Raw genomic sequence first — 26534 nt, forward strand, 5'->3', positions numbered from 1 at the left:
GCACTAAAAACAGACTATACCTACTTCAAACCAAAATACTTTTCCAATAAAATACTTGCGGCTGCAAAAGGCGATAACTCGTTGTTTTGCACCGCTTTTTTATTTTGTTCTAATAGTGCCGCAATATCTTCGCGGCTATAAAAGTTGGCTTTAAGCTGCTCGTTAATGGTTTCGGTAAGCCAGTAGCTGTTTTGTTCGCTTCGGCGGAAGCCAAAAAAGTCGTTAGCCTTAGTCAGATCAAAAAATTCGCTGATGGTTTGCCACGTCTCAGCAATACCCTCGTGGGTAATAGAGCTGCACGTGGTAACTTTTGGCTGCCAGCCCGATGCCTTAGCCGGAAATAAATGCAGCGCCCGGTTAAACTCAGTCTTAGCAAGCTTAGCCCTTTTAATGTTATCGCCATCGGCTTTATTGATAACAATCAGGTCGGCCATCTCCATAATGCCGCGTTTAATACCCTGAAGCTCATCGCCCGCCCCGGATATCTTTAGCAATAAAAAGAAGTCGACCATACTGTGCACAGCGGTTTCGCTTTGCCCCACACCAACAGTCTCAATAATAATGGTATCAAAACCACAGGCTTCGCATAAAATAATGGCCTCGCGGGTTTTGCGTGCCACACCGCCCAGCGTATCGCCGGAAGCCGACGGGCGTATGTAAGCGTTGGCATCTTTAACCAGTTCTTCCATACGGGTTTTGTCTCCTAAAATACTACCGTGCGAAAGCGAACTACTCGGGTCGACCGCCAGTACGGCAACCTTTTTACCAAGGCCGGTTAAGTGTTTGCCAAAGGCCTCTATAAAGGTACTTTTGCCCACCCCCGGCACACCGGTAATACCAATGCGAACCGATTTATTAGCATGTGGCAGGCAGCTGTTTATAACAGCGGTAGCCTTTTCAAGATGCGATGGATTAGTACTTTCTACCAAAGTAATAGCCCTGCTTAGTGCCGTTTTATCGCCCGCTAAAATACCGTTAACCAGCTCTATTGCCGACGGCTGCTTTTTACGTAGCTGTATTACATGGGCAATAGCCTTATTGCTAATGCTTTGAGGTTGAGCAATGCCATCGCGTTCGTGCAGGGCGGTATTAGGTATTTTGGGCTTATCCACAATTAAAATCTTTGTAGGGTAAAATTAAGTGTTTTTTATTAAACTGAAGACATTACCCGCCTACCGGCAGGCAGGTTTACACAAATAAAAAAAGGAGCAGTAACCGCTGCTCCCAATAACTTTGTCGTTTATTCTGGCTTTTGCCAACAACTAACAACCGTTAACCAACAACCAATTAGTAAGCCGCTGTAAAACGTACCTGGTGGTGCTTAGGTGTTTCAACCTCATCGGCAATAACAACCGCTAAGTCTTCTACAGATAGTATACTGCGTTGCTCATCGTTAAACACAGGGTTATCCAAGCCAAGGCGGTACTGCCCGGTGCGCCTGGTTTTAGTGCCCTGGTGCATCTCGAAAGCCGGGCTAAAAAATGCCCAGTCCAGGTCTTTTTCTTCTTTAAGGATGTTTAGGTAATCGCGTGCTGCGGTAGCACCTGCTTTAATTTCGGCAGGAAAATCAGGTGTATCTACCGCCTGTAGGCCCGGAGCTACAAAAAGGCTGCCCGCACCACCTATAGTAATATAACGCTTAACACCCGACTGTTTTACAGCCGCCTGTACTGCTTTAGATCCCGCAATAAAATCGTCGTAAATGTTAGGGTTTGTCCACCCCGCGTTAAAGGCATTAACCACAGCATCATGGCCTTTAAGCACGTTAGCAAGCGCATCAACATCAAGCACATCAGCTTTGGTGTAGTTAACGTTATCAGTATTTTCCGCCTCCGGATTTCTTGATATCGCAGTAACTGTGTGGTTACGGGTTGCAAATTCGTTTACTAAAGCGGCGCCTACAAATCCTGTGGCTCCAATAATGGCAATTTTCATAATGTAAAAAATTATATGTAATAAAAAATGTGACAGTTTTGGATAAAAAAAATCTAAAACTCGCTACTGAATTCTAAAAGCGATATGCCTTTAAGCTTAGAACTAATTTGCGAGTTAATATCCATATACAATGCATCAAGGTTTTGGTTAATCTTTTTACCTACAGGGCAGGCCGGGTTAGGGTCGTTTTTAGAGTAGCCTAACGAAACGCTTTCGAACGTCATCTTAAAAATATCCTCAAGTGTAATATCTTTCGCAGCTTTTGCAAGGCGTGTGCCTCCAAATTTACCCTCGCGGCTCTCTACAATGTTGTGTTTTTTAAGGTTGCCAATTTCTTTACGCACCAAAACAGGGTTAATATTCATACTACCGGCTAAAAAATCAGACGAAAGAAATTCATCAGGAAATTTAGACAGAAGCGTTAAGATGTGGAGCGTTATGGCAAACTTACCGGAGATCATTACTGTAATAAAATATGTTACGAAAGTAATAAGAATTTTGCAATTGCGAAATTATTTAGCATTTATTTTATTGCCAGCGCACTGTGGCATTGGCAACTATGCCCTATCTTTGGGGTATTAACCACGTTTTACAAGTATGGATAGCATTATCCTTATATTTATTTGCCTGCTTGCCGGATGGGGGCTGCAACGCGTAAAAACCGTTCCTGCCAACGCACACACCGCGTTAAACCAGTTTGTAATTTACATTTCGCTGCCGGCGTTATCATTATACTACATTCCTAAAATACAAATCAATGCCGGTTTGCTCTACCCTATTGGCATTGCATGGATAGGCTTTTTACTTTCCTGGCTGTTTTTTGCAGGCCTGGGCAAAGCGTTTAACTGGCCTAAAAAACTTGTGGGCTGCCTTGCCATAACAGCGGGGTTTGCCAACACATCATTCATCGGCTTTCCTGTTATAGAGGCTTTATACGGTAAAGGCGGACTTAAAACTGCCATTATTGTAGACCAGCCCGGCACGTTTGTGGTGGTATCTACTTTCGGGATTTTACTGGCGGCGGCATACTCTAAAGGATCGGGCGGCGGTAGTGGCATAGCCCGAAAGATTTTGCTCTTCCCACCCTTTATAGCCTTTGTGGTTGCCGCGGGCATGAATGTTTTTGGTTACGATTTTATATCTACCCTTCAAAATATGTTTACCAAACTGGGCAGCACCGTAACACCGGTGGCGCTGGTGGCTGTGGGTCTTCAGTTAAAAATAGAACGTAAGAGCCAGTACTGGGGCTTTTTGGGCATTGGGCTACTTTTTAAGTTGCTGCTTATGCCGCTTTTCTTTTTTATACTCTACAAAATACTTCTTGGTGCCGAAGGTCAGGTTATCGATGTATCAATTATGGAGGCCGCTATGGCCCCCATGATAACCGCCGCCATACTTGCATCGGCACACGGGCTTAAGCCACGCCTTGCCGGTATGATGATTGGCGTGGGGATACCCCTCTCTTTTATAACCTTGGCAATGTGGTATTTTATCCTTAAATTTTGGTGAATTTTTAGATACTAATTACACTAATTTACCCAAATTATTCAATCAGGATTTTCGTTTACTGCGAATAAAATTTGTGAGATTAGTGTAATTAGTGGCTAAGATTCAGTACGGCTACCTCCAAAAACTATAAAATTTATTTTATTCGTGGCTATAACAAAAAAGCGTGCCGTATTTTTGCACCTTTAATTTTTTACATGGAAACTACACAAACCAAAACTCCACTAACTATAGATAATGCCCAGAAAACCGTATATTCCATACTATTTTCCATTGCCTTTGCCCACCTGCTTAACGATTTGCTGCAGGCTGTAATTCCGGCGGCATATCCTATCTTAAAAGACAAATACGCACTAAACTTTACCCAAATAGGGCTTATAACTTTTGCCTATCAAATGGCAGCATCATTATTACAGCCCTTTGTTGGTTTTTATACCGATAAGCACCCCCAGCCCTACTCGCAAATAATAGGTATGCTGTTTACCACATCAGGAATCATACTTTTGGCATACGCCGCTAATTTCGAAGTTATATTACTATCTGTAGTACTTGTAGGCATAGGGTCGTCTATTTTCCACCCGGAATCTTCCAGGGTATCGTTCCTGGCATCGGGCGGTAAGCGGGGTTTAGCGCAGTCCATCTTCCAGATCGGTGGAAACACCGGTACAGCCATTGGCCCGCTATTAATAGCCTGGATTGTCGTACCGCATGGCCAGGAATATATTGTTTTATTTGTAGGGATAGCACTAATAGCTATGGGGGTTTTATGGCGTATAGCAAAGTGGTACCAAAGCCACCTGAACCTTACCGCTAAAAAGAAACCGGTTATAGAAATGCCCGACCTTTCGCCAACACGTGTGGTAGTCTCGGTAATAATACTCTTGGTGCTTATATTTTCCAAATACTTTTATATTGCCAGTTTATCAAGCTATTTTACGTTTTACTTAATATCTAAATTTAGCGTTACAGTACAGGACGCGCAGTTTTACCTTTTCGTGTTCTTAATATCGGTAGCTGCCGGAACGCTTTTAGGCGGCCCCCTGGGTGATAAATTCGGACGTAAATATGTAATCTGGTTCTCGGTGTTAGGTGTAGCTCCGTTCGCATTGTTATTGCCCTACGCCAGCTTGTTCTGGACAAGTGTACTATCGGTAATCATCGGCCTATTACTGGCATCGGCATTCCCTGCTATATTAGTGTATGCACAAGAGCTGCTTCCTAAAAAACTGGGCATGGTATCGGGGCTTTTTTACGGCTTTGCCTTTGGCATGGGCGGTTTAGGGTCGGCTCTTTTGGGCAACCTTGCCGATCATACCAGTATAGAGCACGTATATGATATTTGCGCTTACCTGCCACTTATTGGCATCATAGCCATGTTCTTACCCAATTTAAAGAAAAAAAGTTAAAACCATTTTACAGTACGCCGCATTAAGCTATCTTAGAGATAGAAGATAACGTATGATAAAACGGTTAAAAAAACTATTTGGGCACTACAAAATAGACGCCATACACATTGTGCCCTACAGGAGTTACGGCACCCAAAACCACCTGTATGTAAAGGGCCGTGTGCTGGATAATGTTCCGCTGCAATACAGCGAGAGCCCATCGTTTGTGGCTACTATTAAAAATGCCATAAAACAATTTGACACCTACGAAATTCCCGGTATACGCGTACAGTTAAAGGTTAATAACCTGATTTTTACGGCTAAGACCGATGCCAATGGATATTTTTTATTCGATATAAATGTAGGCCTTAATTTAAGGGAATTATCGGATGCCGAGGGCTGGCTGTATTACGATTTGAGCATTCCGGATTCTGAAGGGGTTGCCGTTACAGAGGTTTTTCAGGGCGAATTACTAATACCCGAAGCCGAGGCCGATTATGGCGTGATTACAGATATTGACGATACGCTGCTTACAACCGGAGTAACCTCTTTTTTAAAGTGGAAAGTAATTCGCAATTCGCTGTTTGTAAATTCCTACCGCCGTATGCCTTTAGAAGGTGCGCCCAATTTATACCGCAAACTGCACAAGGGCATTGACGATAAAGAAAAGAACCCTGTTTTTTACCTGAGCAACAGCCCTTGGAATATGTACCAGTACCTTAAGCTATTCTTAGGCCATAACGGTTTCCCGAAAGGGCCTGTATTGCTACGCAGCTTTAACAGCATTTTCCAGAAAGTGACCGGATCTGAAAAGCCTCACAAACAAAAAGAGATACTAAATATACTGGATGCTTTCCCTACCCTGAATTTTATTTTGATTGGCGACAGTGGCGAACACGATGCCACTATCTACACCGATATTGCGGCGCAGTTCCCTAACAGGGTTTTGTGCATTTACCTGCGCAGCGTTACACATAAACGCCGTATGCAAACTGTAAAAAGCATTGTAGACAACTTTAGGGTTACGCCTGTATTGCTGGTAGAAACATCGGCGGAAGCCGAAATTCATGCCCGCGAACAGGGGTTTATTTAAGCACTTCACATTTTGTTTAGATGGTTTTTGCCCAACATTAACATTAAACAATTACAGCTAAAAGCCTGTTATGTAATTATTTTCTTAACTTTACAGGTAACAACAACTAAATTTATACGCCATGTGGATTTTTTCGAGCTCCATTGATAAAAAAATGAACAGTTTAGCCCTGTTGATACTTCGTACAGTCATGGGTGTTTTAATGCTTACCCACGGACTTATGAAGTTTGATATGCTGCTTGCCGGAGGCCCTATAAAATTTCCTGACCCGATTGGGTTAGGCGCTACGGCATCGTTAATGCTTGCCATATTTGCAGAGGTGGTATGCTCGGCATTATTGATACTTGGCCTGGCTACAAGATTGGTGCTTATACCGCTTATAATAACTATGCTGGTGGTAGTTTTTATAGTGCATGCGCCCGACGGCCTCGAAAAGCAGGAGCTTGGCGCCCTTTACTTAGCAGCCTACGTACTGTTGCTTATAACGGGTAGCGGCAGGTATTCTATAGATGGTTTAATTAATAAGAGAAAGAAAAGGAGGTATTAAACTCCTTTTCACTATATAAAAAACCGCCCCAATTGGGGCGGCTTTTGTTTACATATAATACTTAAAATTATTGCTTTATAATTTTCTTTGTAAATGTTTTATCATCTGTAGTAGTAACCTGCATAAGATACATACCATTTTGCTGTAGCGTTTCAAGATTAACCCTTGCAGTTTCTCCTTCCGTAGTAAAGTTTGGGTTACTGATTACCCTTCCGCTAACATCCATAACCTGAATATCTTTAATTTGAGAACCACTTTCCACAGTAACAAAATCGTTAAACGGGTTTGGATAGACGCTTGCCGTTTTTGTTGAAACATCATTAAGGCTAAGTGGCCCTTCAACCAGGCGTATCATTGCAAAGCCCCATTCATACACCGGTTGGCCCTCAATAAAATAAGACTTTTTACCTGTACCGGCAAGAGATATCTTTCCATTATCATCTACGAAAACGGTACCGGATACATCATCAGACCATAGAAGTGCCGGAAAGTTATACGAATAGTTAATTGTATTTTGAGGCTCGCTATTACCGTTAAGCGATTGCTTTGTTAGCTTGTAATCTCTTGTACAGGTACCTATATCGCAACGATCTGCTCCGGTTATATAAATACTATTATTTTTTATTTGAAAATAAGTTTTGTAATTATTAGTAAAGGTGCTTAGTACACTGCCTGTATTTATATCAAATTTTTGCAATCTGCTTTCCTGGGCGTTAAAAGACCAACTATGGAAAGAATTTACATATAAATTTGTACCGATAAGCTCGGCCTGAACAACTTGACTTACAAAATTTGTTATAAGTGGCGAAGTAACAATTCCGTTAGTACCATAAGTGGTTACCAGATTACCGGATGGGTCTATTTGGGAGATAGCTAATTCATCAAAATTTGTTCCTACAATTAAAAAATTCAACCCGTAACTAAAAATCTTCTTACCTGAAGAGATGGCAGCTATTTTATACCCTAAAGCATCAAAAGTAGTAAGCAAACTTCCGGAAGGCATTATTTTAAAATAAATTGTAGCGCTACCATTTTGGCCAATGCAAAATAAATTGCCGCTGGCATCTGTTGTAAAATCGTTTAAAACTTCCGATTCGTTAAAATCTATTATTGCAAAACCATTAGTTCCAAAAGAACTATCAAAGCTACCATCCATATCGATTTTACAAAAAAAAATATTTTTGTTACCCGATGTATTAGTGGCTTGTCCAAAAACATAAAGATAATCTCCTATATTTTTAAATCCTTTAATTTCAAAAGTATTACCGCCATTTTCTAAGGTTATAAAGCCATCGTTACCAAAATTGGTATCAAGTGTGCCACCATAACTCACCTTAGCAACCTTGTTATAAGAAATAAAGTAATAATTATTATTAATTAGCAATACATCTTTGGGTGTGTAACTAATATCGCTATTAATTTTAACGCCATTATCACTAAATGTCGGATCTAATGAAAATGATTGGGCATAAACAAAAACATTAAATAATAAAGCAAAAAAAATTGTAATTTTTCTCATTTTTAAAATACATTTAGTTAATTTACTTATAAATAATTCAATGTAAATATAATTTAATTCAACTTACCTTCTTTAAAAATGCAATTATTTTATTTCGTTGTTAAAAACACTATTTTTGAAGCCTCACAAGCACAAGCTTTATTATGCAGACTACAACGCTATCTCAGGATATAGTAACAGGATTAGAAGCCATTACAGGCGCTCAATTTATATTTTTAGACATCCAGACCCGCACCCACTACGGTCACGATGAGACCGAAGATTACAACTTTCCGCCAAGCGTGGTGGTAAAGCCGGGTACGCCACAGGAGATAGCTGAAATTATGAAGCTGGCAAACCAACATTCCATTCCCGTAGTGCCTATTGGTGCGCGTACCGGCCTTAGTGGCGGTGCGTTAAGCATTTATGGCGGTATTGGCCTTAGCATGGAGCGTTTTACTAAAATTGAGATAGACGAAAAAAACCTGCAGGCTATTTTAGAACCTGCCGTTATAACCCAGGTTTTTAGAGAGGCTGCCGCCGAGAAAGGCCTGTTTTACCCACCCGACCCAAGCAGCCAGGGCAGTTGTACCATTGGTGGCAACGTTGCCGAGAACAGCGGCGGCGCAAGGGCTGTAAAATATGGTGTTACTAAAGATTATGTGCTTAACCTTGAGGTTGTTTTGCCTAACGGCGAAATTATCTGGACGGGTGCCAACACCCTTAAAAACTCTACCGGGTACAACCTGACCCAGCTTATGGTGGGCAGTGAGGGTACGCTTGGCATCATTACCAAAATTGTTATGAAGCTGCTGCCTAAAAACAGCCATAATGTATTGATGCTGATTCCGTTTTTTAAGGCGGGGCAGGCATGCGAGGCTGTTGCCGAAATTTTTAGGGCAGGCATTGTGCCAAGCGCCCTGGAGTTTATGGAACGCGACGCTATTGATTGGGGACTTAAATACCTTGATGCTGTTAACCTTGATATTAAAGATGAAGTTCAGGCGCATTTGCTTGTAGAAGTAGACGGTAATTATCCCGACGTGCTTTTTGCCGAGGCCGAAAAAATTATGGGCGTTGTAGAGCGCTTTGAGGTTGATGAGATTTTATTTGCCGATACTGAGGAGCAAAAAAATGCCCTCTGGAAGCTGCGCCGCACCGTTGCCGAAGCCGTAAAATCGAATTCGGTTTATAAGGAGGAGGATACTGTTGTGCCGCGCTATGAGCTGCCAACATTGTTAGAAGGCATTAAAATTATAGGCAAAAAGTATGGATTCCAATCGGTTTGTTACGGCCATGCCGGCGATGGCAACCTGCACGTAAACATTATTAAAGGCGATATGACCGATGATAACTGGAAAAACGAAGTACCTAAAGGCATACGCGAGATATTCGAACTAACGGTATCGCTTAAAGGAACGCTGTCGGGAGAGCATGGCATTGGCTACGTTCAAAAAAACTATATGGATATTGCCTTTAGCAACACACACCTGCAATTAATGAAGGGCATTAAGCAGCTATTCGACCCTAATAATATATTGAATCCGGGTAAGATATTGCCGGATAATTTGTAAAAGGAACATCCCACAGAGATACACAGAGGGAGCACAGAGATCCACAGAGAAATAATTCAGTTTTCGCTAAAGCGAGAGACCACAAAGCTTTATATACAGTTTTATGATCTCATACCTAAAGGTGTATCTTAAAAAAATCTCTGTGAATCTCTGTGTGCCCTCCGTGTATCTCTGTGATATAGCTCTTATTCTTTCGCTAAAACCTTTTGTGCAAAGTTACCAATGGTAAGCCCCTGTACTATAATAGAGAACACTACCACAAAATAGGTAATGGCAATAATAGTGTTGGTATACGGGCCATCGTCTATAGATAGTGCCAGTGCAATAGATACCCCACCACGAAGGCCTCCCCAAACTAATATTTTAATGGTACCGGGGCTAAATTTCTCGCGAAAGCGTATAAATTTTGTGGGCAGCCAGATGGATATAAACCTCGAAAACAGCACTAATACAATACACGCAAGGCCGGGAAACCAGTAGCTATCAAGGTTTTTAATAACCAAAAGGTTAAACCCTATAAACAGGAAGAGTATGGCGTTAAGTATCTCATCGTTAAGTTCCCAGAACTTATCAAGGTAGTCTTTTGTGGTAGGCGACATCGAGAAACGCCTTTTAAAGTTGCCTATTATAATACCGGCAATTACCATGGTAAGCGGACCCGATATGTGCAGCCCCCTTGCTATTAAATAGCCCCCCATAACCACCGACAGCGTTATAAGAACCGACACTTTGTAGTCGTCTATTTTACGCATGGCGCGCGATGCCGTTACCCCCAATATAATACCCAGTATAAAGGCACCCCCGGCTTCTTTTATAAAGAGCCAGGCAATGTTAAGCGGTGTAAGGTCTTCGGCAGTACCCTGGGCAAGCTGTAGCAATACTGCAAAAACCACAACAGCAACACCATCGTTAAACAACGATTCGCCGGCAATTTTGGTTTCCAGCGATTTTCGCACCTTGGCCTGTTTTAAGATACTCAGAACCGCTACAGGATCTGTTGGCGATATTAGCGCCCCAAACAGCAGGCAGTAAATATAAGGTATGTTTAAATCTGTAATAGGTATGTAGTACACCGTTGTGCCCACCACAAAGGTGGATATAATAACACTAACGGTAGAGAACACCACAATGGGGCCGCGTTGCTCTCGTAAATCTTTTATATTGATGTGAATGGCCCCTGCAAAGAGTAAAAAGTTAAGCATGGCCCCCATTAGCAGTTCGGTAAAATCGAAACTGTGTATAAGCCTTGAAATGCGGCTAAGGGTACTGGGGAAAACATTGCCAAAAATTACAAGGAATATAGATACGGCCATAGCCAGTACCATGATACCAATGGTTGATGGTAGTTTTAAAAAACGGACATTTAAGTAGGCAAAAAAGCTTGCCAGGACTATAAGAACGGAGAGTGAATAGTATAATTCCATGGGCGGGTAAAAACAATAATTTAGTAAGCGTATATGCACAAACATAACAAAAAATACCCTAAAATCCTAATCAGGATGTGCCCTAAAACGCAAAAAGCCCCGTAAATACAGGGCTTTTTTGTGTAATTATAAAGAATTAGCTAAAATCTTTTTTGCTGTTCTTTTTGTCGCGTTTCTCTTCTTTCTTTTCTTTAGCGGTCTTTAAGGGCTCCTTCTTAACCGCTTTTTTAACGTCTTGTCCTTTTGCCATAACTGTATGTTTTAATTGTTTGTAATCGTGACTTGTATTAAAGGTACTACTTTATTCTTACAAAACCAAAAACAGGGTTGTAAATAGTTAGAGGCCTAATGCCTTTACCACTTTTTTATCCAGCAGTTTTTCCATTAAGCTGGTGGGGCCTTTTTTTACAAACTTCCATTGGTTTTTAGTCAGCTTATCGGCTACAGCTATAACTTCGTCTCTCTTAGTTATGGTAAACGAGTTGTCTTTAGGGTTATACACAACGCTATTGGCTTGCAAATTGGTTTTAAAACTCTCCTTTAACTTCTCTTCTTCGCCGGCAGGCAAAATGGTTTTAAAGGTCATTTTCATGCGCAGATCGTGCTTAATAATGCAGTAACTACCTTCGCCAACCTTTTTAATAGGGCCGTACTCAAAATTGGGCATTGTGTAAATAATGTCCATTTTATAGTTGGGGTTGTCGGTTTTCTTGTAAGCCTCAACCAGTTGCTCTTTAGGGGCAATGTCAAAATATTTTGGGTACATATCCTCTACCATCTCGGTATAATTGGCATCTACCGTGTTCTGGTACATTTTAGCTGTTTGCGTTTCCAGCGACTTTTTATCCTGGGCAATGGCGTTAAAGCATGTTGCCATTACAAAGGCTACAATTAAAAGGGGTGTTTTCATTAGGGGTAATTTAATGGTTTCAAATATAAGGCATTGTTCTTTTGTCTTGAAACAAAAGAACCAAAAGTTCAAGACACTAACTTCTTTTGCTACAAAATAAAAGCTTCGGCTAAATCATTTGAACCTGCCTATGCCGGCAGGCAGACTCGCTGGCGCTCAAACAGCAAATGATTTTAAACGCCTTAGCTTCTATTTTGCTTAACGCAACGAAGTTTAAGGCCTTAGCTTCACTCAGACCTGCTTACTCTTAAGTTAATCGAGAACAATACTAATCCTCTAAAAAACAGCATTTTTTTACTCGCTTTTTGTTTGTAACTTTGCAGGCTCGCGTACGCGGGAGGAGATTACGGGGCAACCCGCCTTCTAAAGAAAAGGAATATGATGGAAGCAAGAAAGAAAGTCGCTTTTTATACACTGGGATGTAAACTGAATTTTTCGGAGACATCTACCATTGCGCGCAGTTTTCAGGATGAAGGTTTTGACCGTGTTGATTTTGAAGACCCGGCCGATATATATGTTATTAATACCTGCTCTGTTACAGAAAATGCCGACAAGCAGTTTAAGCAAATGGTTAGAAAGGCGCTTAAAAAAAACGATAAGGCTTTTGTGGCTGCCGTAGGATGCTATGCCCAGCTTAAGCCCGAAGAGCTTGCCGCTGTAGATGGCGTAGACCTGGTGCTTGGCGCTACCGAAAAATTTAAGATTACCGATTATATAAACGACCTGAGTAAGAACGATATGGGCGAGGTACACTCGTGCGAAATATCTGAAGCCGACTTTTATGTGGGTAGCTACTCTATTGGAGATCGTACCCGTGCCTTTTTAAAGGTTCAGGATGGCTGCGATTATAAGTGTACCTATTGTACCATTCCGCTGGCGCGTGGTATTTCGCGTAGCGATACGTTAGAGAACGTGCTTAAAAATGCTGCCGAGATATCGGCACAAAACATTCGCGAAATTGTGCTTACCGGCGTTAATATTGGCGATTACGGTAAAGGCGAATTTGGCAACAAAAAACACGAGCACACGTTTTACGAGCTGGTTCAGGAGCTTGACAAGGTGGAAGGTATTGAGCGTTTGCGCATATCGTCTATTGAGCCTAACCTACTTAAAAATGAGACCATTGAGTTTGTTTCTAAGAGCCGCACTTTTGTACCGCATTTTCATATTCCGCTGCAAAGTGGCAGTAACGATATCTTAAAACTAATGCGCCGCCGCTACCTGCGCGAGGTATATACAGAGCGTGTTAATAAAATTCGCGAAGTAATGCCCCATGCCTGTATTGGCGTAGATGTTATTGTGGGCTTTCCGGGCGAGACCGATGCGCATTTCTTAGAAACGTACAACTTTCTAAATGAGATGGATATATCGTACCTACACGTGTTTACGTACAGCGAGCGTGATAATACACCCGCCGCTACTATGGATGGCACGGTACCTAATAATGTGCGCGCTAAACGTAGCAAGATGCTTAGGGGACTATCGGTTAAAAAGCGCCGTGCTTTTTACGAAGGCCAGCTTGGCACAACCCGGACTGTTTTGTTTGAAAGCGAAAACAGGGAAGGCTACATTCATGGCTTTACAGAAAACTATGTAAAAGTAAAAATGCACTGGAACCCCGAACTGGTTAACACCCTGCACGAGGTAAACCTTATATCTATTGATGATGATGGTATGGTTAAAGCCGAATTTGTAAACAAACCCGAAGTATTTGATGCCGGGATTATTAATGCTTTTGAAACATTATTAGCCTAATAATCAAATCTATATATAAACAAAAAGAGAGCGTTACTGCTCTCTTTTTCTTGTATAGGGTATCTTTTAATGTGGTTTATATTCCATCCTGACGAAGGAAGAATCTCGTGTACTTTATAAATCGGATAGAGATTCTTCGGCTCCGGTGCGCTACACTGACATATAGTGCACCTAATCTCAAATCTATATTCTACATTCTAAAATGCAGCTCCCTGCCAACTGCAACTGATCACTGTAACTTAAATTACTGCTTCTCGTAGCGTGCTACTTCCCTATCGTAAAACTCGTTAGCAAGTACAATAAGGTTTTCCATTTCGGCATTAAGCTCGTTTTCGTCAAGGTCTTCCGGCTCTTCCATAATTTCCACCTCATCGTCTCTAAGATTAATTATAAAGCGTGGGTAATCCAGGTGAATTATAAAAATATCATCAGGAAAATCGGTATTATCGGCCAGTACAAATTTTGGTAATTCCATGTTGGTCAAAGGTTTAAATGTCTACAGTTTTTAAAGCCGGCTCCTGGCCTGCTATTAACTTATTGGTTAAATAATTAAAGCGAAGATACAAAAATAATGCAGCCGCAGTAAGGCCGGCCAGCAATCCTATCCATATTCCCGTAGCTTTTAATGGGGTGTATAAACCTAAGTAAAAAGAGATAGGGAAACCAATAACCCAGTAGGCCACAAAGGTAATAACGGTAGGTATCTTAACGTCCTGTAAACCACGCAGTGCACCCAGCACTACTACCTGTATACCGTCGGATATCTGGAAAACCGCAGCAACTATAAGCAGCGTGGCGGCAATTTTAATAACCTCGGTATTATCCTGCAATTGCAGGGCATCATCGGCATTTACAAACCAGTGTGGCAGGTAGTTATGCAGCGCCATAAACAAAATTGCAAACACAATTTCTACAATAATGGCCAGCAAAAATATAGAGCGCGCAACCACCCTTAGCTGTACGTAGTCGCGCAACCCTTTTTGGTTACCCACGCGTACCATGGCGGCAACGCTAAGACCCATGGCAAACATAAACGTCATGCTTGCAAGGCTTAACGCTATCTGGTTCGCAGCCTGGTTGGTTTTGCCAAGATAGCCCGAAAGCCATACTGCGGCTGTAAAAAGGGCTACTTCAAACAACATCTGCATGCTGCTTGGCAAACCTAACGCCGATATTTTTTTAAGCATAGATGCTTTTATCTCGGCAAAGCTAAAATTGGTAAAGTATTGTTTAAGCTTAGCATTGTGCGACAGCGCGTAATGCATATACGCCAGCATGGCAAGCCTTGATATAACGGTGCCTAATGCCGCGCCCAGCATTCCCATTTTTGGAAAGAACCACACACCGTAAATAAGCACGTAGTTAATGAATACGTGAATTACATTGCTGAAAATCACGGCATACATAGCATATTTGGTAAGCGACATACCATCGGCAAACTGCTTGTAGCCCTGAAAAATTACCATAGGCACCAGCGAAAACGCCACCCAGTCGATATAAGGTGCCGCAAGGGCTATAACCTCTGGCGATTGGTGCATGCCTGACATTAGCGACTTGGCAATGCTTACCACCCCAAACAAAAACAGCCCCAGCACCGTGCACAACAGCAACCCGTGGTGAAATGCCGAACGCACCATCTTGTTGTCTTTAGCGGCATCACCCTGCGCTACGATAGAGGTTATGGCTGTGCTAAAGCCTATACCGGCACTCATGGCTATAAACACAAAACTGTTGCCTAAAGATACGGCTGCCAGCTCTGTAGCGCCCAGCCTGCCTACCATAATGTTGTCTATAACACCAATTAGGGTGTGGCCAAGCATGCCCAGTATTACAGGGTAGGCCAGCCTTATGTTGGTACTAAATTCTTTGGTATAGATAGAAAACACGGTGCGCAATTTTTTTGCAAAGGTAGAAAGAAGCAATCAGACGGTACTATGAGCCGACGTAAAAACTTAGAAATCATCATAATAAGTAGTCCGATTCTTAATTTTATTATTTCATTTGTAATTAATTAACATATAATTACAAATGTTGGCAATTTGATTATACTAATTTTACCCCACTAACATAAAACGAGGAAACATGAAATTGGGAAACATGAAATTGGGAAACAAATTAAAATCTGTAATGCTGGGAGCATTATTATTTTTAGGCGCTAATGCGTTTGCACAAAAAATAGAAGGCACTAACAGCGAGGCTATTAACAGCTACAATCAGGGCTTTAGGCTGGGCTTTGGTGTTAATGGTGGTATTACTACCGGCGATTATTTTAACTGGTCGCTTGGCGGAGATGTTAGGCTACAATACGACCTTACAAAAAAGACATCGTTAACGCTAACTACCGGATTTACAAACCTTTTTGCCGAAGATGGCATCAAAGACCTGGGCTTTATTCCGGCTAAGGCGGGCTTTAAAGCTTTTGTTTGGGAAGACCAGTTTTATGTACTGGGCGAAGTAGGTGCCGGCTTTGCGGTTACCAACGGTTATGATGAGACTACCTTTTTATGGGCCCCGGGCATTGGCTATGCTACTGATATTATAGATATTAGCGTACGCTACGAGGGTATGAACGATTTTCATACCGACCAGATTGCATTGCGCCTTGCCTATGCTTTTAAATTATAAATGCCATTTTGTATATATATAACCTAAGTGTTCTAAACTAACCTTTGAGAAACCTGCTGCTTTATGCCGCAGGTTTTTTTACATTTGTACCACCAATAACCAACCCATGAAATTATTTGTTATAGACTGGAGTAAAGATGCCACTACCCCGCTGCTGGACCTTTGCAAGCAGCATCCTCCGCACAAAGTTATTGGTTTTGAACTACTTGACGGTACCGAAGCCTACCGTAAAACCGGCATTTTAAAACCCGATGCTATTGTGGTTAACTATGCTGCCAAGCCATCGCACGGCAAACAGACCGCCGATAGCATACACAAACGCAAGCTTACGGCTACAATCCCAATCTATTTTATAAACGGTAACGAAGAAGATAACGAGCTTGTTTCTAACATCGGAATTTGCCTGTCTGAAGAAGAGTTCAGGGATTTGTTGGAGAGCTAATTGCCTGATTATCATAACTAAAACAATATCACAAGAGCGTTACATGGCCAAACCAATAATTAAGGAACAGCCCAATCGTGTATCCGGAATAAAAATAGTAACCGCAGCTGTAATCATCTGCTTACTAACGGCAATGGCATTAGAGACACCAGAAACTATAGGCGAAAGCGGCATGTACACGTTTTTTATACTAATTCTTCCGGTTTTGGCAGGCATACTTATCGCATCAAGATTTCTAAATATCAAGCATTTAGACAGTATTGGTCATAAAATCACATACCTATTTATATCAGTAATAGTATCTTACCTTACTTTGGGTCTAATGACATCTGTTATATTTGATAGCGTAAATTATAATGCTTCCAGGAAAAATAAACCCTTAATTATAACCGTACCCATAACAGAATTTAAAGCTTACGACAGAAACAAAAATGCTTCTTACCAAATTAAGTTTGAATTTGAAGGAGAGGAAGAACATGTAGAGACAGATAAAAAATCACTGGAAAGATTTGAGTTAGAAAATTTTTACAACATACAGCTAAAATTACGTCCCGGAATTTGGAACCGTTATTTGGTTGAAGAATGGAAAATTGTGCAATAAACAGCTTAATATTTCACTTTCGGACTTTGAGATTCGCGTTTTTGCACACTGTCTATATCTAAAAATCAACAACCGTCAACCAACAACCATTTACTCCTCCTCATTCAGTTTTTTCTTATACGCATTAATATGCTCCAAAACTTCTTCGTTAACTTCGGGCTCTTTAATATCGTCGTACTTTTTTAGCGCGTCATAAATGGTCTTAGCCACAAGGTAGCGGGCCGTTTCTTTATTATCGGCCGGAATAACATACCACGGGGCATCATCTTTAGAGGTATGGTTAATGGCATCCTCATAATACTTTTGATAATCATCCCACAATTCGCGCTCCTCCAGGTCGGCCGGGGCAAATTTCCAATTGTGTTCCGGTTTGTTAAGGCGGCGCAACAGGCGTTGGCGCTGCTCCTCCTTACTCAAATGTAAAAAGAACTTAAACACCACCACCCCATTCTGGGCAATGTGCTTCTCAAAATTATTGATCTGCTCAAAACGCTGCTTCCAGATGTTCTTGGGTATATCGTCTACCGAATTAATACCCGGCAGGTTCTCATTCAAAATATATTCGGGGTGCACGCGGGTAATAAGCACATTTTCGTAATGCGACCGGTTAAATACCGAGAACTTACCCCTTTCGGGCAGGGCAATGTAGTGGCGCCACAGGTAATCGTGCTCCAGCTCTGCGCCCGATGGTGTTTTAAAGCTGTACACGTTAACCCCACGGGCGTTAAACCTCCTGAAAACTTCGCGTATAAGGCTGTCTTTACCGCTGGTATCCATACCCTGTAGGCACACCAGCACACTATAGCGGTTGTTGGCATACATCTTGTCCTGAAGCTTGCCCAGCTTTTTGCTCACCTTTTTAAGGGCATCGTGTGTTTTAAGGTCAGAGCAGCCGGTATCTATAGTAGTTGGGGTATCGGTAATGGAAAATTTTGAGGTAATTTTAAAATCGGCGGTGTTTACATCCTTCATAAAAAATGCGTTATCTTTATATAAATATAACCATTAAAAGCGTACCGCGTTTTCTGCAAAACCATAAGATTATGCAAAAGTTTCACCTGGAACTGCTGTTCCGTATCATCGGCATCGGGTCGGCATCCGGACTATTCTTCAACAACAATTCCCTTTACCTGATATCCGATAGCAGCCACATGCTGTACCAGTACGATATAACGAGTAAAAAGCTGGAAAAAACACCCCTTAAAAGTAAAGACTATACCGGCCCGTTGGAAAACATACCCAAGGCCGACAAACCCGATTACGAGAGTATTACCGCCAAGGGAGACAACCTGTACCTGTTTGGGTCTGGCTCAACCGAAGCCCGCAACACCATTACCAACCTTAACTATAAGACCGGACTGGTATACCCCAAGATCGATGCAACCGACCTTTACATGGTTATGCAGGGCTTTGGCGAGATAAGTTCCGAGAATTTCAATATAGAGGCCGCCGTTAACGATGGCGACACCTGGTACCTGTTTAACCGCGGCAACGGCCCCAAAGCCCAGAACGGCGTGTTTACGCTTGATGGCGATATTACCGATGTGGCCTTTCAGATAATTTACAACGAAGTTAAACTGCCCAAAATAAATGGCGCACAGGCCAGCTTTACCGATGCGGTTAAGATTGGCGAGAAGCTGTATTTTATTGCTGCCGCCGAAAAATCGGGCTCAACGTACGAAGACGGCGAAGTAGCAGGATCGCTCATTGGCCGCCTGGACATCGAATCGATGGAGGTGGAATTTACCGAGATAATATCAACAAAAAATAAGTTTGAAGGCATTACCCTCTACAAAGAAACCGAGACCGCACTGGAGTTTTTATTGTGCGAGGATACAGATAACGATGCCAAACAATCGGATATTTTTAAGCTGAGCATTGGTAAATAGTTGACAGTGTTCAGTTTACAGTATTCAGTTTACAGTTGTAAATCGGCATAAAGTCCTCTCCCCCGGCCCCTCTCCGAAGGAGAGGGGAGCCAGGAACGGGTACAGTCTGGAATTTATTCACAAATTAAAATAATCGAGTGTAGCTGCCCCTCTCCCTTGGAGAGGGGTTGGGGAGAGGTCTAACTGTAAACTGAGACTGAAAACTGACAAAGTCCTCTCCCCCGGCCCCTCTCCGAAGGAGAGGGGAGCCAGGAACGGGCACAGTATGTAAATTTTAGACGGCAATAATTAGTATGATAATTAACATAATCAAAACAGCCGAGTGTAGCTGCCCCTCTCCTTCGGAGAGGGGTTAGGGAGAGGACTAACTAAAAACTGCCAACTGACCACTGTAAACCGGAAACCAGCCTGAAAGCAATAATTAACGTACCCAAAACAGCCGAGTGTAGCTGTCCCGCTCCTCCGGAGAGGGGTTGGGGAGAGGACTAACTGTAAACTGAGACTGAAAACTGACCACTACAAACCGATGACTGTAAACTTTTTTTCACTCCCCTCCCAACCTTTTACTTGTTTTTCTGCTCTATATAAACAAAGAGACCAATTGTGATAGAAGAAAAACTCATAACAGCATGCAGAAAGATGCACCGCGACTCTCAGAGGCAGGTGTATGAGCTTTTAGCTCCTAAACTGTACCATACCTGCAAACGGTACCTAAAAAGCGAAGAGCATATAGAAGAGGCTGTGGCCGATGCCTTTTATACTATATTCACCAAGCTCGACCAACTAAAAGAAAGCAAGGCTTTTGAGGCCTGGGCGCGCAAAATTGCCGTAAACCACTGCCTGCTTAGCCTTAAACGCAACGTAAACTTTAATATTTATATTGAGGATATGAGCCGCGCATCCGAACCTCAGGAAGCCCAACACGTGGGGCTGGAGGAAGAAGACCTGCTCAACCTGCTCGAATACCTGCCCGAAGGCTGCCGTACCGTATTTAACCTTTTTGCCATAGAGGGTTACAGCCACAAAGAAATTGCCACCATGCTGAATATTAGCGAGGGAACATCAAAATCACAATTAAACGTCTCCCGCACAAAACTGAAGGAATTAGTAAACAATGTTTATTACCAAAACACGAGCAGCCATGGAAAATCAAGATAAATTATACGATCAATTTAAAGACGCAGCCCGCAAAGCCGAAACCACCGACTTTGCCCGCATGGAAGCCGTGTGGAACCGCGTAGAAGATAAACTGGACAATAAAAAGCAACGCCGCATTGCCCTGTGGTGGAAATATACCGGCATTGCCGCCCTGTTCCTGCTATTTATGGGTGTAGGATTATTTTTCCTGAACAATCAAGATACCCCTGTTGTTACACCCAATGCCGTCCCTCAAAATACTGTAACAACCATAGACACACAGGCGGTAAAAGAAACCTTTAGCCCGGAGAAGGAAACGGTTAAGGAAGAGGTGGTTTTAGAGGAAGCTCCAAAAGGTGCTGCCAATAGCACACGGCTATCTCCAGAAGCAGTAACCTCTTTATTAACGGCAGATAGTATTAGCTTCAATCCCACTACTAAAAAACTTAGAGTATGGCATAAAATATCGGATAAAGGAGAATTTACAGTTTTTGGGGAAGTAACAAAAAATGGCGAACCCGTAACTACCAACCAGCAACCTATAGTTACCACTACCCTGCCTGTTTTTACAGACAGTAAAGGCTTTGCTATGGTTACGGGTACCGTTAACGACCAAACAGGCCTTCCCATACCGGGGGTTACGGTTACTGTTCACGGTACTGCAACGGGTACACAAACCGATTTTGACGGTAAGTTTAGCCTTGTAGCCAAAGCCGGAGACAAATTAAGCATTAGCTATATTGGCATGAAAGAACAGGTAGTAGATATTAAACCATCTAACAATAACATGACTATTGCTATGATGGATGATGTACAGAGCCTTGAAGAAGTGGTTGTTGTAGGCTACGGAACCATTAAAAGTTCTCGTGCTGCTGAAAGAAGGGCCAAAAAAGAAGAACGCAAAGCCGAGAAGGCAGCTAAAGCTAATTCAGCAGTTGTTAACGTTGCATCGGCACCTGCGCAGAGTTCTGATGAAGTATATTTTATGAAAAATGCCCGCTTTACAACGAGCACCAAGAATCCGGAATATTACTTTAAAGCAAAAAAAATAAAAATACTTCCTGGTCTAGCAAATGATAAAACTGTTGCTACAGTTCCAAAGAGTACCGACAAAGATGGTATATCTGATAACCTTGATATCGAAAAAGAAGTTGCTTCTGCGCCCAACCAATCTTTTGTGCAGTCGCTACCTGGAAACGTACCTCCTTTAAGCGTAACTACGGGTAGTGGTGCACCGGGTTCACAAGCATTACAAGGCAAAGCTGCGGGGGTAGCAATAATCCCAAATACAGGCGTGCAGTATGACACGCTTTCAGGAGGAAGGATATTCTACAGGGCATTACCTACAGTAGCAATAAGGGGTGTAACGAGCATACAAACCGGTAATCAGCCATTGTACATTATAGATGGTGTACCTTCTAATTTTGCACAACTCAAGAATTTAAAGCCCGAGAATATCAAATCGGTCGAAATGCTTAAAGATGCAGCCACCAATTCAGTTTATGGTGCCAGAGGTGCTAACGGCGTTATCATCATCAAAACCAAAAAGCTGACCCGCAAGCAAAAACGCGAACTTAAAAAGGCACTGAAAGAAGATGCACAGGCGGGTTATACCGATAGCACCACCGGTAAGTTTGTACCGATGGAAAAAATTAAGATAGACCAGGAAGAGTATGAGGCCTTTGACGAGAATAAGTTCGAAAACCCGGCTACTACCCCGCTATCAACCTTTTCTATTGATGTAGATAATGCATCGTACACCAACATCCGCCGTTTTTTAAACAATGGCGAGGTAGTGCCTAAAGATGCGGTTAGGGTTGAGGAAATGATCAACTTCTTTAAATACAATTACCCGCAGCCCACAGGGTCAGATCCGTTCTCTATTAATACAGAGTACAGCGATGCCCCGTGGAACCCCAACCATAAGCTGCTTAAAATAGGGCTTCAGGGTAAAGATATTCAGGCTGCTGAATTACCTGCCTCTAACTTTGTGTTTTTAATTGATGTGTCGGGTTCTATGAGCGATAGCAACAAACTGCCCTTACTTAAAGAATCGATGAAGGTGCTGGTTAAACAAATGCGCAAGCAGGACAGGATTGCCATTGTTGTCTATGCCGGTGCGGCAGGGCTGGTATTGCCTTCTACCGGCGGAGACGAAAAAGACAAAATAATTGCAGCTTTAGATGAGCTGGAATCGGGAGGCAGTACCGCAGGGGGTGCCGGTATAGAGCTGGCGTATAAAACTGCCTTGGAAAATTTTGTAAAAAAAGGCAATAACCGCGTTATCCTGGCTACCGATGGCGATTTTAACGTTGGGGCGTCATCTAATACTGATATGCAGACGTTGATTGAAGAGAAACGCAAAAGCGGTGTTTTCCTTACCTGCCTGGGTTACGGTATGGGCAATTACAAGGATTCTAAACTGGAAACCCTGGCCGATAAAGGCAACGGCAACTACGCCTACATTGACAACATGCAGGAAGCCGACCGCTACCTTAATAAAGAGTTTAAAGGCAGTATGTATGCCATTGCCAAAGATGTTAAGATACAAATAGAGTTCAACCCCAACTACGTGCAGTCGTACCGATTAATTGGCTACGAAAACCGCAAGCTGCGCGACGAAGATTTTGCCAATGATGCCATAGATGCCGGCGAACTGGGCAGCGGCCACACCGTTACTGCGCTTTACGAAATTATACCTACCGGCGTAAAAAGCGATTACTTTAACAGCACGCCGCAGCTTAAATACAGCACACCGCAAAGTGCCAACGGCAATTACAGCAACGAGCTGGCTACCATAAAATTCAGGCATAAAAAACCGGACGAAGAGGTTAGTAAAGAAATAGTAAAAGTTATCCCGAATATAGCCCTGCCGTTTACCAGCACATCGGGCGACTTTAAATTCAGCGCTGCTGTGGCGTGGTTCGGCCTTAAGCTAAGAGACAGCAAACTGGTTCCAAACAAATCTACCGAAGCCATTAAAGAGCTTGCAAAACAAGGCCTGCAAAACGACCCCGAAGGCTACAGGGCAGAGTTTATAAGGCTGGTAGAGCGAGTAGAATAGATTATTAGATTGTTGGATTATTAGATTTTTAGACTGCAATAGATTTTTAAAAGTAGTACTCGTCGTTCATCTCTGTGGAACTTTCTAAAAGTCTAAAAATCTAACAATCCAATAATCCTAAACCAAAAAGGCATAAGTAAAATCACTTATGCCTTTTTCTTTATCAGTACAATTAACTTTAGTTAGATGTCATAGCTTTAGATTCGGTTGTGGCCGGTGCCGGCGAAAATAACGATGTTAAAAACGTATCCAGGCACGTCATGTTTTGCTGCGTGGTGGCATCGTCTTTAATTTTGGTACCGTCTAAAAAATACTGCTCGTAGGCATTGGCACGCGTGCGCGCCTGCATAGGTCCGTATTTTTCTAAAAATTTCACTTCCCTAAGTTTAACCACATAGCTGTCATGGTTTACCATAATTAAAAACTGAAACTTAACGTTGCTCTTCATAAGCGCGGTTTCGCCGTTGCAGGTATTTTTAATATCAAAGCCAAGGCCTTTGTAAACGTTATCCATAAAAGACGCCACCTTAAGGTTAGGGTCTCTGCTTAGCACTGCGGCAATATCAGAATTCGCAGCCGGAAAAACACGCTCCCAAACCAGGGCGTTGCCTTCTACCTTAAAGCCGTTTTGGGCAAGGGCAGGCAGGGTTACCAGTAATAGCAGTAGTATCTTTTTCATAACAGTCAATTTTTAATTGTAGTAAGTCACATTTTAATTTATGATAAAATTAGTACCTAAAATTGTATCGTAATACACTTTAACCCTCTTTTATTAATATTTTATGACAAAATCATAAAGTTTGTTAACTACACAATTTTTGCATTTGAAGCTAAATCAAACTAAAATTTAGATGTTAATTATTTATTGATTGCCATCAATAACTCACAAATACAATGAATTTTTCTTAATTAATCTTATTACACTATTTTTAATTAATCTAAATAAATACATTTGTGCTACGAATAAATTCCAATAAACATGAACAAATTATACCTGTTTTTTGCCCTGCTTACCTTTGGTATTGGCAAAGCACAATGCACCGGAGCAGAACCCGGACCCAACCCCGGCGACACCGGATGCGTAACTTTTACTTATGATGGCGTAGCTGTAGAATATACTACCGTGCGTGCCGCCGATGGCAACATCTGGATGCAGCAAAACCTGGGCAGCAGCCACATAGGTGTATTATCTACAGATGATGGTGCTTACGGCGACCTTTTCCAGTGGGGCCGTTGGGCCGATGGCCACCAAAAACGTACCTCTGTAGCATCTGCTACAGCACCAACTCCTAATAATCCATTGGGTTTAGGTACCGGCATAGATGACTTTTACATTGGCGATGCCGAGTGGTGGAGCCTTGCCGAAGCTACCGATAAGTGGGAGGCGCCAACCGTTGCCGCCGTTACCGATACTAATGGCTGCGACCCTTGCCGCCTGATTGGCCTTGGATGGAGACTACCCACCGAAGCCGAATGGGAAGCCATTGTAGCTGCCGAAAACATAACCAGCATACAGGCCGCTTTTGATAGCAACCTTAAACTTACCATTGCCGGCAACAGGTCGGGCTTTAGCGGCAATTTAAGCAGCGTGGGTGCCCGTGGCTACTACTGGAGCAGCACTGTTAGCGATAACGACCCCAGCTATTCTAAATACTTTTACTTTACTCCCCTTACTATAAATACAGGTGCAGGTGCGGGCAGAGACCAGGGCTCATCGGTACGTTGTATTAAAATGCCACAGGCACAGCCTACAGGGTTATTAATAACTCCTGCAAACAATGCACCTGCTACTATTACAGTTCCGGCAGGCACGCTACAACTAACCGCAGCTGTTACCCCGGCTACGGCCAACCAAAACGTAACATGGTCAATCACCACAGGCAGCACGTTTGCTACCATCAGCGAAAGCGGACTCGTTACTGCTTCTGCCAACGGTACGGTAACCGTACAGGCGGTAAGTGTAGAAGATGCTACTGTTTTAGATACGATTGACGTGGTTATAACCGGACAGATAATTCCTGCCGAAGGCCTTGTAATTTCTACTTTAAACAATGTGCCTGCTGCTATCAGCCTTTTTAACGGTACACTGCAATTAGTGGCTACTGTTTTACCTGCCGAAGCTAACCAGAACGTTACATGGTCAATTATTACTGGCGGCACGTTTGCAACCATCAGCGAAAGCGGATTAGTGTCAGCCACAGCCAACGGCACTGTAACAGTACAGGCCGTAAGCGTACAAGATGCTACGGTTTTAGATACTATAGATATTGTAATTACCAATCAGAATGTGGCTTCGGCGGCACCGTATTGCGATGCTGTTGTAGATTTTGATGTAGAGCCTATATCGTTAGTACAGTTTGCGGGTATCGACAACGCGACATCGGCTGTAGTTAACGCTACTCCGCCTTACGAAAGTTTTATTAACCTTACGGGTAATGTGCAGCAAGGCCAAACCTATACGCTTACCGTTAAAGGTAACACGGTTGGATTGTTTGAGCACGACATAAGGGTGTTTATTGACTGGAACCAAAATGAGGTTTTTGATATGGATACCGAGTATTATGCTACGTCTATACAAAATACAACGGGCAATGATGCTGTAACCGCAACTTTAGATATTACTGTTCCGGCAACCGCCACTTTAGGCACAACCCGTATGAGGATTACCAAAGACCAATGGAATGTATATGAGCCCGGCGATTTTGATGCCTGTACCAACGCTTATTACGGCCAGGTAGAAGATTATTCGCTACAAATTGCCGGCCCAACTGCGGGCGCAAATGGCGTTACTGCAACAGCCTTTACCATATACCCTAACCCGGTTAACAATATACTGACTATAGATGCTGCTGTTGCAGTTAAACAGGTAACGGTTTACACTACCGATGGCCGCACGGTTACTACAGCCAATGCCGCACAGGTAAACTTTAGCAACCTGGCAGCAGGCCTGTATCTTATAAAAATTGACTTTGAAAACGGTTCGGAAGCCTTACACAAAGTCATTAAAAATTAGCTTTATATGAGTTAGTTAAGTGTTTAGTTTTTAGGAAAGCCACGCAATCGCGTGGCTTTTTTATTACCGTTTTTTATAAGTCTGTTAAGAATACTTTACCATATAATTATAAGAACCTTAGGCATATAACGAGTAA

General features: G+C 42.5%; 23 protein-coding genes and 1 pseudogene. 14 read left to right on the top strand and 10 right to left on the bottom strand.

Annotation, left to right across the window (positions count from 1 at the left end):
• Positions 1-20 precede the first annotated feature (20 nt).
• The 3 genes from meaB to G509_RS0103105 form a co-directional block, all read right to left on the bottom strand.
• Positions 21-1112: a methylmalonyl Co-A mutase-associated GTPase MeaB gene (meaB, locus tag G509_RS0103095; protein ID WP_026990184.1), complete on the bottom strand. Its 1092-nt coding sequence runs from the start codon at positions 1110-1112 to the stop codon at positions 21-23.
• Between the two features lie 175 nt (positions 1113-1287).
• Positions 1288-1935 (bottom strand): NAD(P)-dependent oxidoreductase, encoded by a 648-nt coding sequence (locus G509_RS0103100; protein ID WP_026990185.1) that lies wholly within the window; start codon positions 1933-1935, stop codon positions 1288-1290.
• 53 nt (positions 1936-1988) lie between these two features.
• On the bottom strand, positions 1989-2396 hold the full coding sequence (locus G509_RS0103105) for an Rrf2 family transcriptional regulator (RefSeq protein WP_026990186.1): 408 nt from the start codon (positions 2394-2396) through the stop codon (positions 1989-1991).
• A gap of 136 nt (positions 2397-2532) precedes the next feature.
• Here G509_RS0103105 and G509_RS0103110 point away from each other — a divergent pair, with 136 nt between their 5' ends.
• The 4 genes from G509_RS0103110 to G509_RS0103125 all read left to right on the top strand — a co-directional run bounded on the left by G509_RS0103110 (position 2533) and on the right by G509_RS0103125 (position 6466).
• Positions 2533-3444, top strand: a complete 912-nt coding sequence (locus tag G509_RS0103110; protein ID WP_026990187.1) for an AEC family transporter — start codon at positions 2533-2535, stop codon at positions 3442-3444.
• Positions 3445-3638: 194 nt separating this feature from the next.
• Positions 3639-4847 carry an MFS transporter gene (locus G509_RS0103115; RefSeq protein ID WP_026990188.1) on the top strand — a complete coding sequence of 403 codons (1209 nt, stop codon included), beginning with the start codon at positions 3639-3641 and terminating at the stop codon, positions 4845-4847.
• Positions 4848-4899: 52 nt separating this feature from the next.
• Positions 4900-5919, top strand: coding sequence for an App1 family protein phosphatidate phosphatase (locus G509_RS0103120; protein WP_026990189.1), 1020 nt, complete (start codon positions 4900-4902; stop codon positions 5917-5919).
• A gap of 154 nt (positions 5920-6073) precedes the next feature.
• Positions 6074-6466: a DoxX family protein gene (locus tag G509_RS0103125; protein WP_242604880.1), complete on the top strand. Its 393-nt coding sequence runs from the start codon at positions 6074-6076 to the stop codon at positions 6464-6466.
• 67 nt (positions 6467-6533) lie between these two features.
• Here G509_RS0103125 and G509_RS0103130 read toward each other — a convergent pair whose 3' ends face one another.
• Positions 6534-7985: a T9SS type A sorting domain-containing protein gene (locus tag G509_RS0103130; protein ID WP_026990191.1), complete on the bottom strand. Its 1452-nt coding sequence runs from the start codon at positions 7983-7985 to the stop codon at positions 6534-6536.
• A 143-nt stretch (positions 7986-8128) separates the two neighbouring features.
• Here G509_RS0103130 and G509_RS0103135 point away from each other — a divergent pair, with 143 nt between their 5' ends.
• Positions 8129-9538, top strand: a complete 1410-nt coding sequence (locus G509_RS0103135) for an FAD-binding oxidoreductase (RefSeq protein ID WP_035738438.1) — start codon at positions 8129-8131, stop codon at positions 9536-9538.
• Between the two features lie 185 nt (positions 9539-9723).
• Here G509_RS0103135 and G509_RS0103140 read toward each other — a convergent pair whose 3' ends face one another.
• Both G509_RS0103140 and G509_RS0103150 read right to left on the bottom strand, forming a co-directional pair.
• Positions 9724-10962: a cation:proton antiporter gene (locus G509_RS0103140; RefSeq protein WP_026990193.1), complete on the bottom strand. Its 1239-nt coding sequence runs from the start codon at positions 10960-10962 to the stop codon at positions 9724-9726.
• 337 nt (positions 10963-11299) lie between these two features.
• Entirely contained in the window at positions 11300-11872 is a 573-nt protein-coding gene (locus tag G509_RS0103150) for a hypothetical protein (protein ID WP_026990194.1), read from the bottom strand.
• 381 nt (positions 11873-12253) lie between these two features.
• Between G509_RS0103150 and mtaB the strand changes: the two genes are divergently transcribed.
• The gene (gene mtaB, locus G509_RS0103155; RefSeq protein ID WP_026990195.1) at positions 12254-13627 is read left to right on the top strand and encodes a tRNA (N(6)-L-threonylcarbamoyladenosine(37)-C(2))-methylthiotransferase MtaB; all 1374 of its coding nucleotides are present in this window, start codon (positions 12254-12256) and stop codon (positions 13625-13627) included.
• A 244-nt stretch (positions 13628-13871) separates the two neighbouring features.
• Here the strand turns inward: mtaB and G509_RS0103160 are convergent, their stop codons facing one another.
• Both G509_RS0103160 and G509_RS0103165 read right to left on the bottom strand, forming a co-directional pair.
• Positions 13872-14102: a hypothetical protein gene (locus G509_RS0103160; RefSeq protein WP_026990196.1), complete on the bottom strand. Its 231-nt coding sequence runs from the start codon at positions 14100-14102 to the stop codon at positions 13872-13874.
• Between the two features lie 13 nt (positions 14103-14115).
• Positions 14116-15513: an MATE family efflux transporter gene (locus G509_RS0103165; RefSeq protein ID WP_035738542.1), complete on the bottom strand. Its 1398-nt coding sequence runs from the start codon at positions 15511-15513 to the stop codon at positions 14116-14118.
• A 196-nt stretch (positions 15514-15709) separates the two neighbouring features.
• Between G509_RS0103165 and G509_RS0103170 the strand changes: the two genes are divergently transcribed.
• The 3 genes from G509_RS0103170 (at position 15710) to G509_RS23255 (ending at position 17295) form a co-directional block, all read left to right on the top strand.
• Complete coding sequence (locus tag G509_RS0103170; protein WP_244877495.1) at positions 15710-16252, top strand: hypothetical protein; 543 nt, start codon at positions 15710-15712, stop codon at positions 16250-16252.
• 106 nt (positions 16253-16358) lie between these two features.
• Positions 16359-16694 carry a hypothetical protein gene (locus tag G509_RS0103175; protein ID WP_026990199.1) on the top strand — a complete coding sequence of 112 codons (336 nt, stop codon included), beginning with the start codon at positions 16359-16361 and terminating at the stop codon, positions 16692-16694.
• Positions 16695-16737: 43 nt separating this feature from the next.
• On the top strand, positions 16738-17295 hold the full coding sequence (locus G509_RS23255) for a hypothetical protein (RefSeq protein ID WP_131450743.1): 558 nt from the start codon (positions 16738-16740) through the stop codon (positions 17293-17295).
• Positions 17296-17385: 90 nt separating this feature from the next.
• On the opposite strand, the gene G509_RS0103190 is transcribed toward G509_RS23255, so the two are convergent.
• Complete coding sequence (locus G509_RS0103190) at positions 17386-18267, bottom strand: PPK2 family polyphosphate kinase (protein WP_026990201.1); 882 nt, start codon at positions 18265-18267, stop codon at positions 17386-17388.
• A gap of 71 nt (positions 18268-18338) precedes the next feature.
• Here G509_RS0103190 and G509_RS0103195 point away from each other — a divergent pair, with 71 nt between their 5' ends.
• From G509_RS0103195 to G509_RS23855, 4 genes and pseudogenes are all read left to right on the top strand, one after another.
• Positions 18339-19184, top strand: coding sequence for a DUF6929 family protein (locus G509_RS0103195; protein ID WP_026990202.1), 846 nt, complete (start codon positions 18339-18341; stop codon positions 19182-19184).
• Between the two features lie 639 nt (positions 19185-19823).
• Positions 19824-20342, top strand: coding sequence for an RNA polymerase sigma factor (locus G509_RS0103200; RefSeq protein ID WP_035738440.1), 519 nt, complete (start codon positions 19824-19826; stop codon positions 20340-20342).
• Positions 20343-20910: 568 nt separating this feature from the next.
• Positions 20911-21147, top strand: a pseudogene (locus tag G509_RS23850) (carboxypeptidase-like regulatory domain-containing protein); the annotation flags it as partial.
• 351 nt (positions 21148-21498) lie between these two features.
• Positions 21499-23385: a vWA domain-containing protein gene (locus G509_RS23855; RefSeq protein ID WP_242604882.1), complete on the top strand. Its 1887-nt coding sequence runs from the start codon at positions 21499-21501 to the stop codon at positions 23383-23385.
• 178 nt (positions 23386-23563) lie between these two features.
• Here the strand turns inward: G509_RS23855 and G509_RS0103210 are convergent, their stop codons facing one another.
• Positions 23564-24064, bottom strand: coding sequence for a hypothetical protein (locus G509_RS0103210; RefSeq protein ID WP_026990205.1), 501 nt, complete (start codon positions 24062-24064; stop codon positions 23564-23566).
• Between the two features lie 300 nt (positions 24065-24364).
• Between G509_RS0103210 and G509_RS22730 the strand changes: the two genes are divergently transcribed.
• A complete protein-coding gene (locus tag G509_RS22730) occupies positions 24365-26398 on the top strand; it encodes a GEVED domain-containing protein (protein ID WP_026990206.1) in 2034 nt (677 codons plus the stop codon).
• The last annotated feature ends 136 nt before the right edge of the window (positions 26399-26534 follow it).

This window comes from Flavobacterium subsaxonicum WB 4.1-42 = DSM 21790 (genome assembly GCF_000422725.1).
Taxonomy (GTDB): domain Bacteria; phylum Bacteroidota; class Bacteroidia; order Flavobacteriales; family Flavobacteriaceae; genus Flavobacterium; species Flavobacterium subsaxonicum.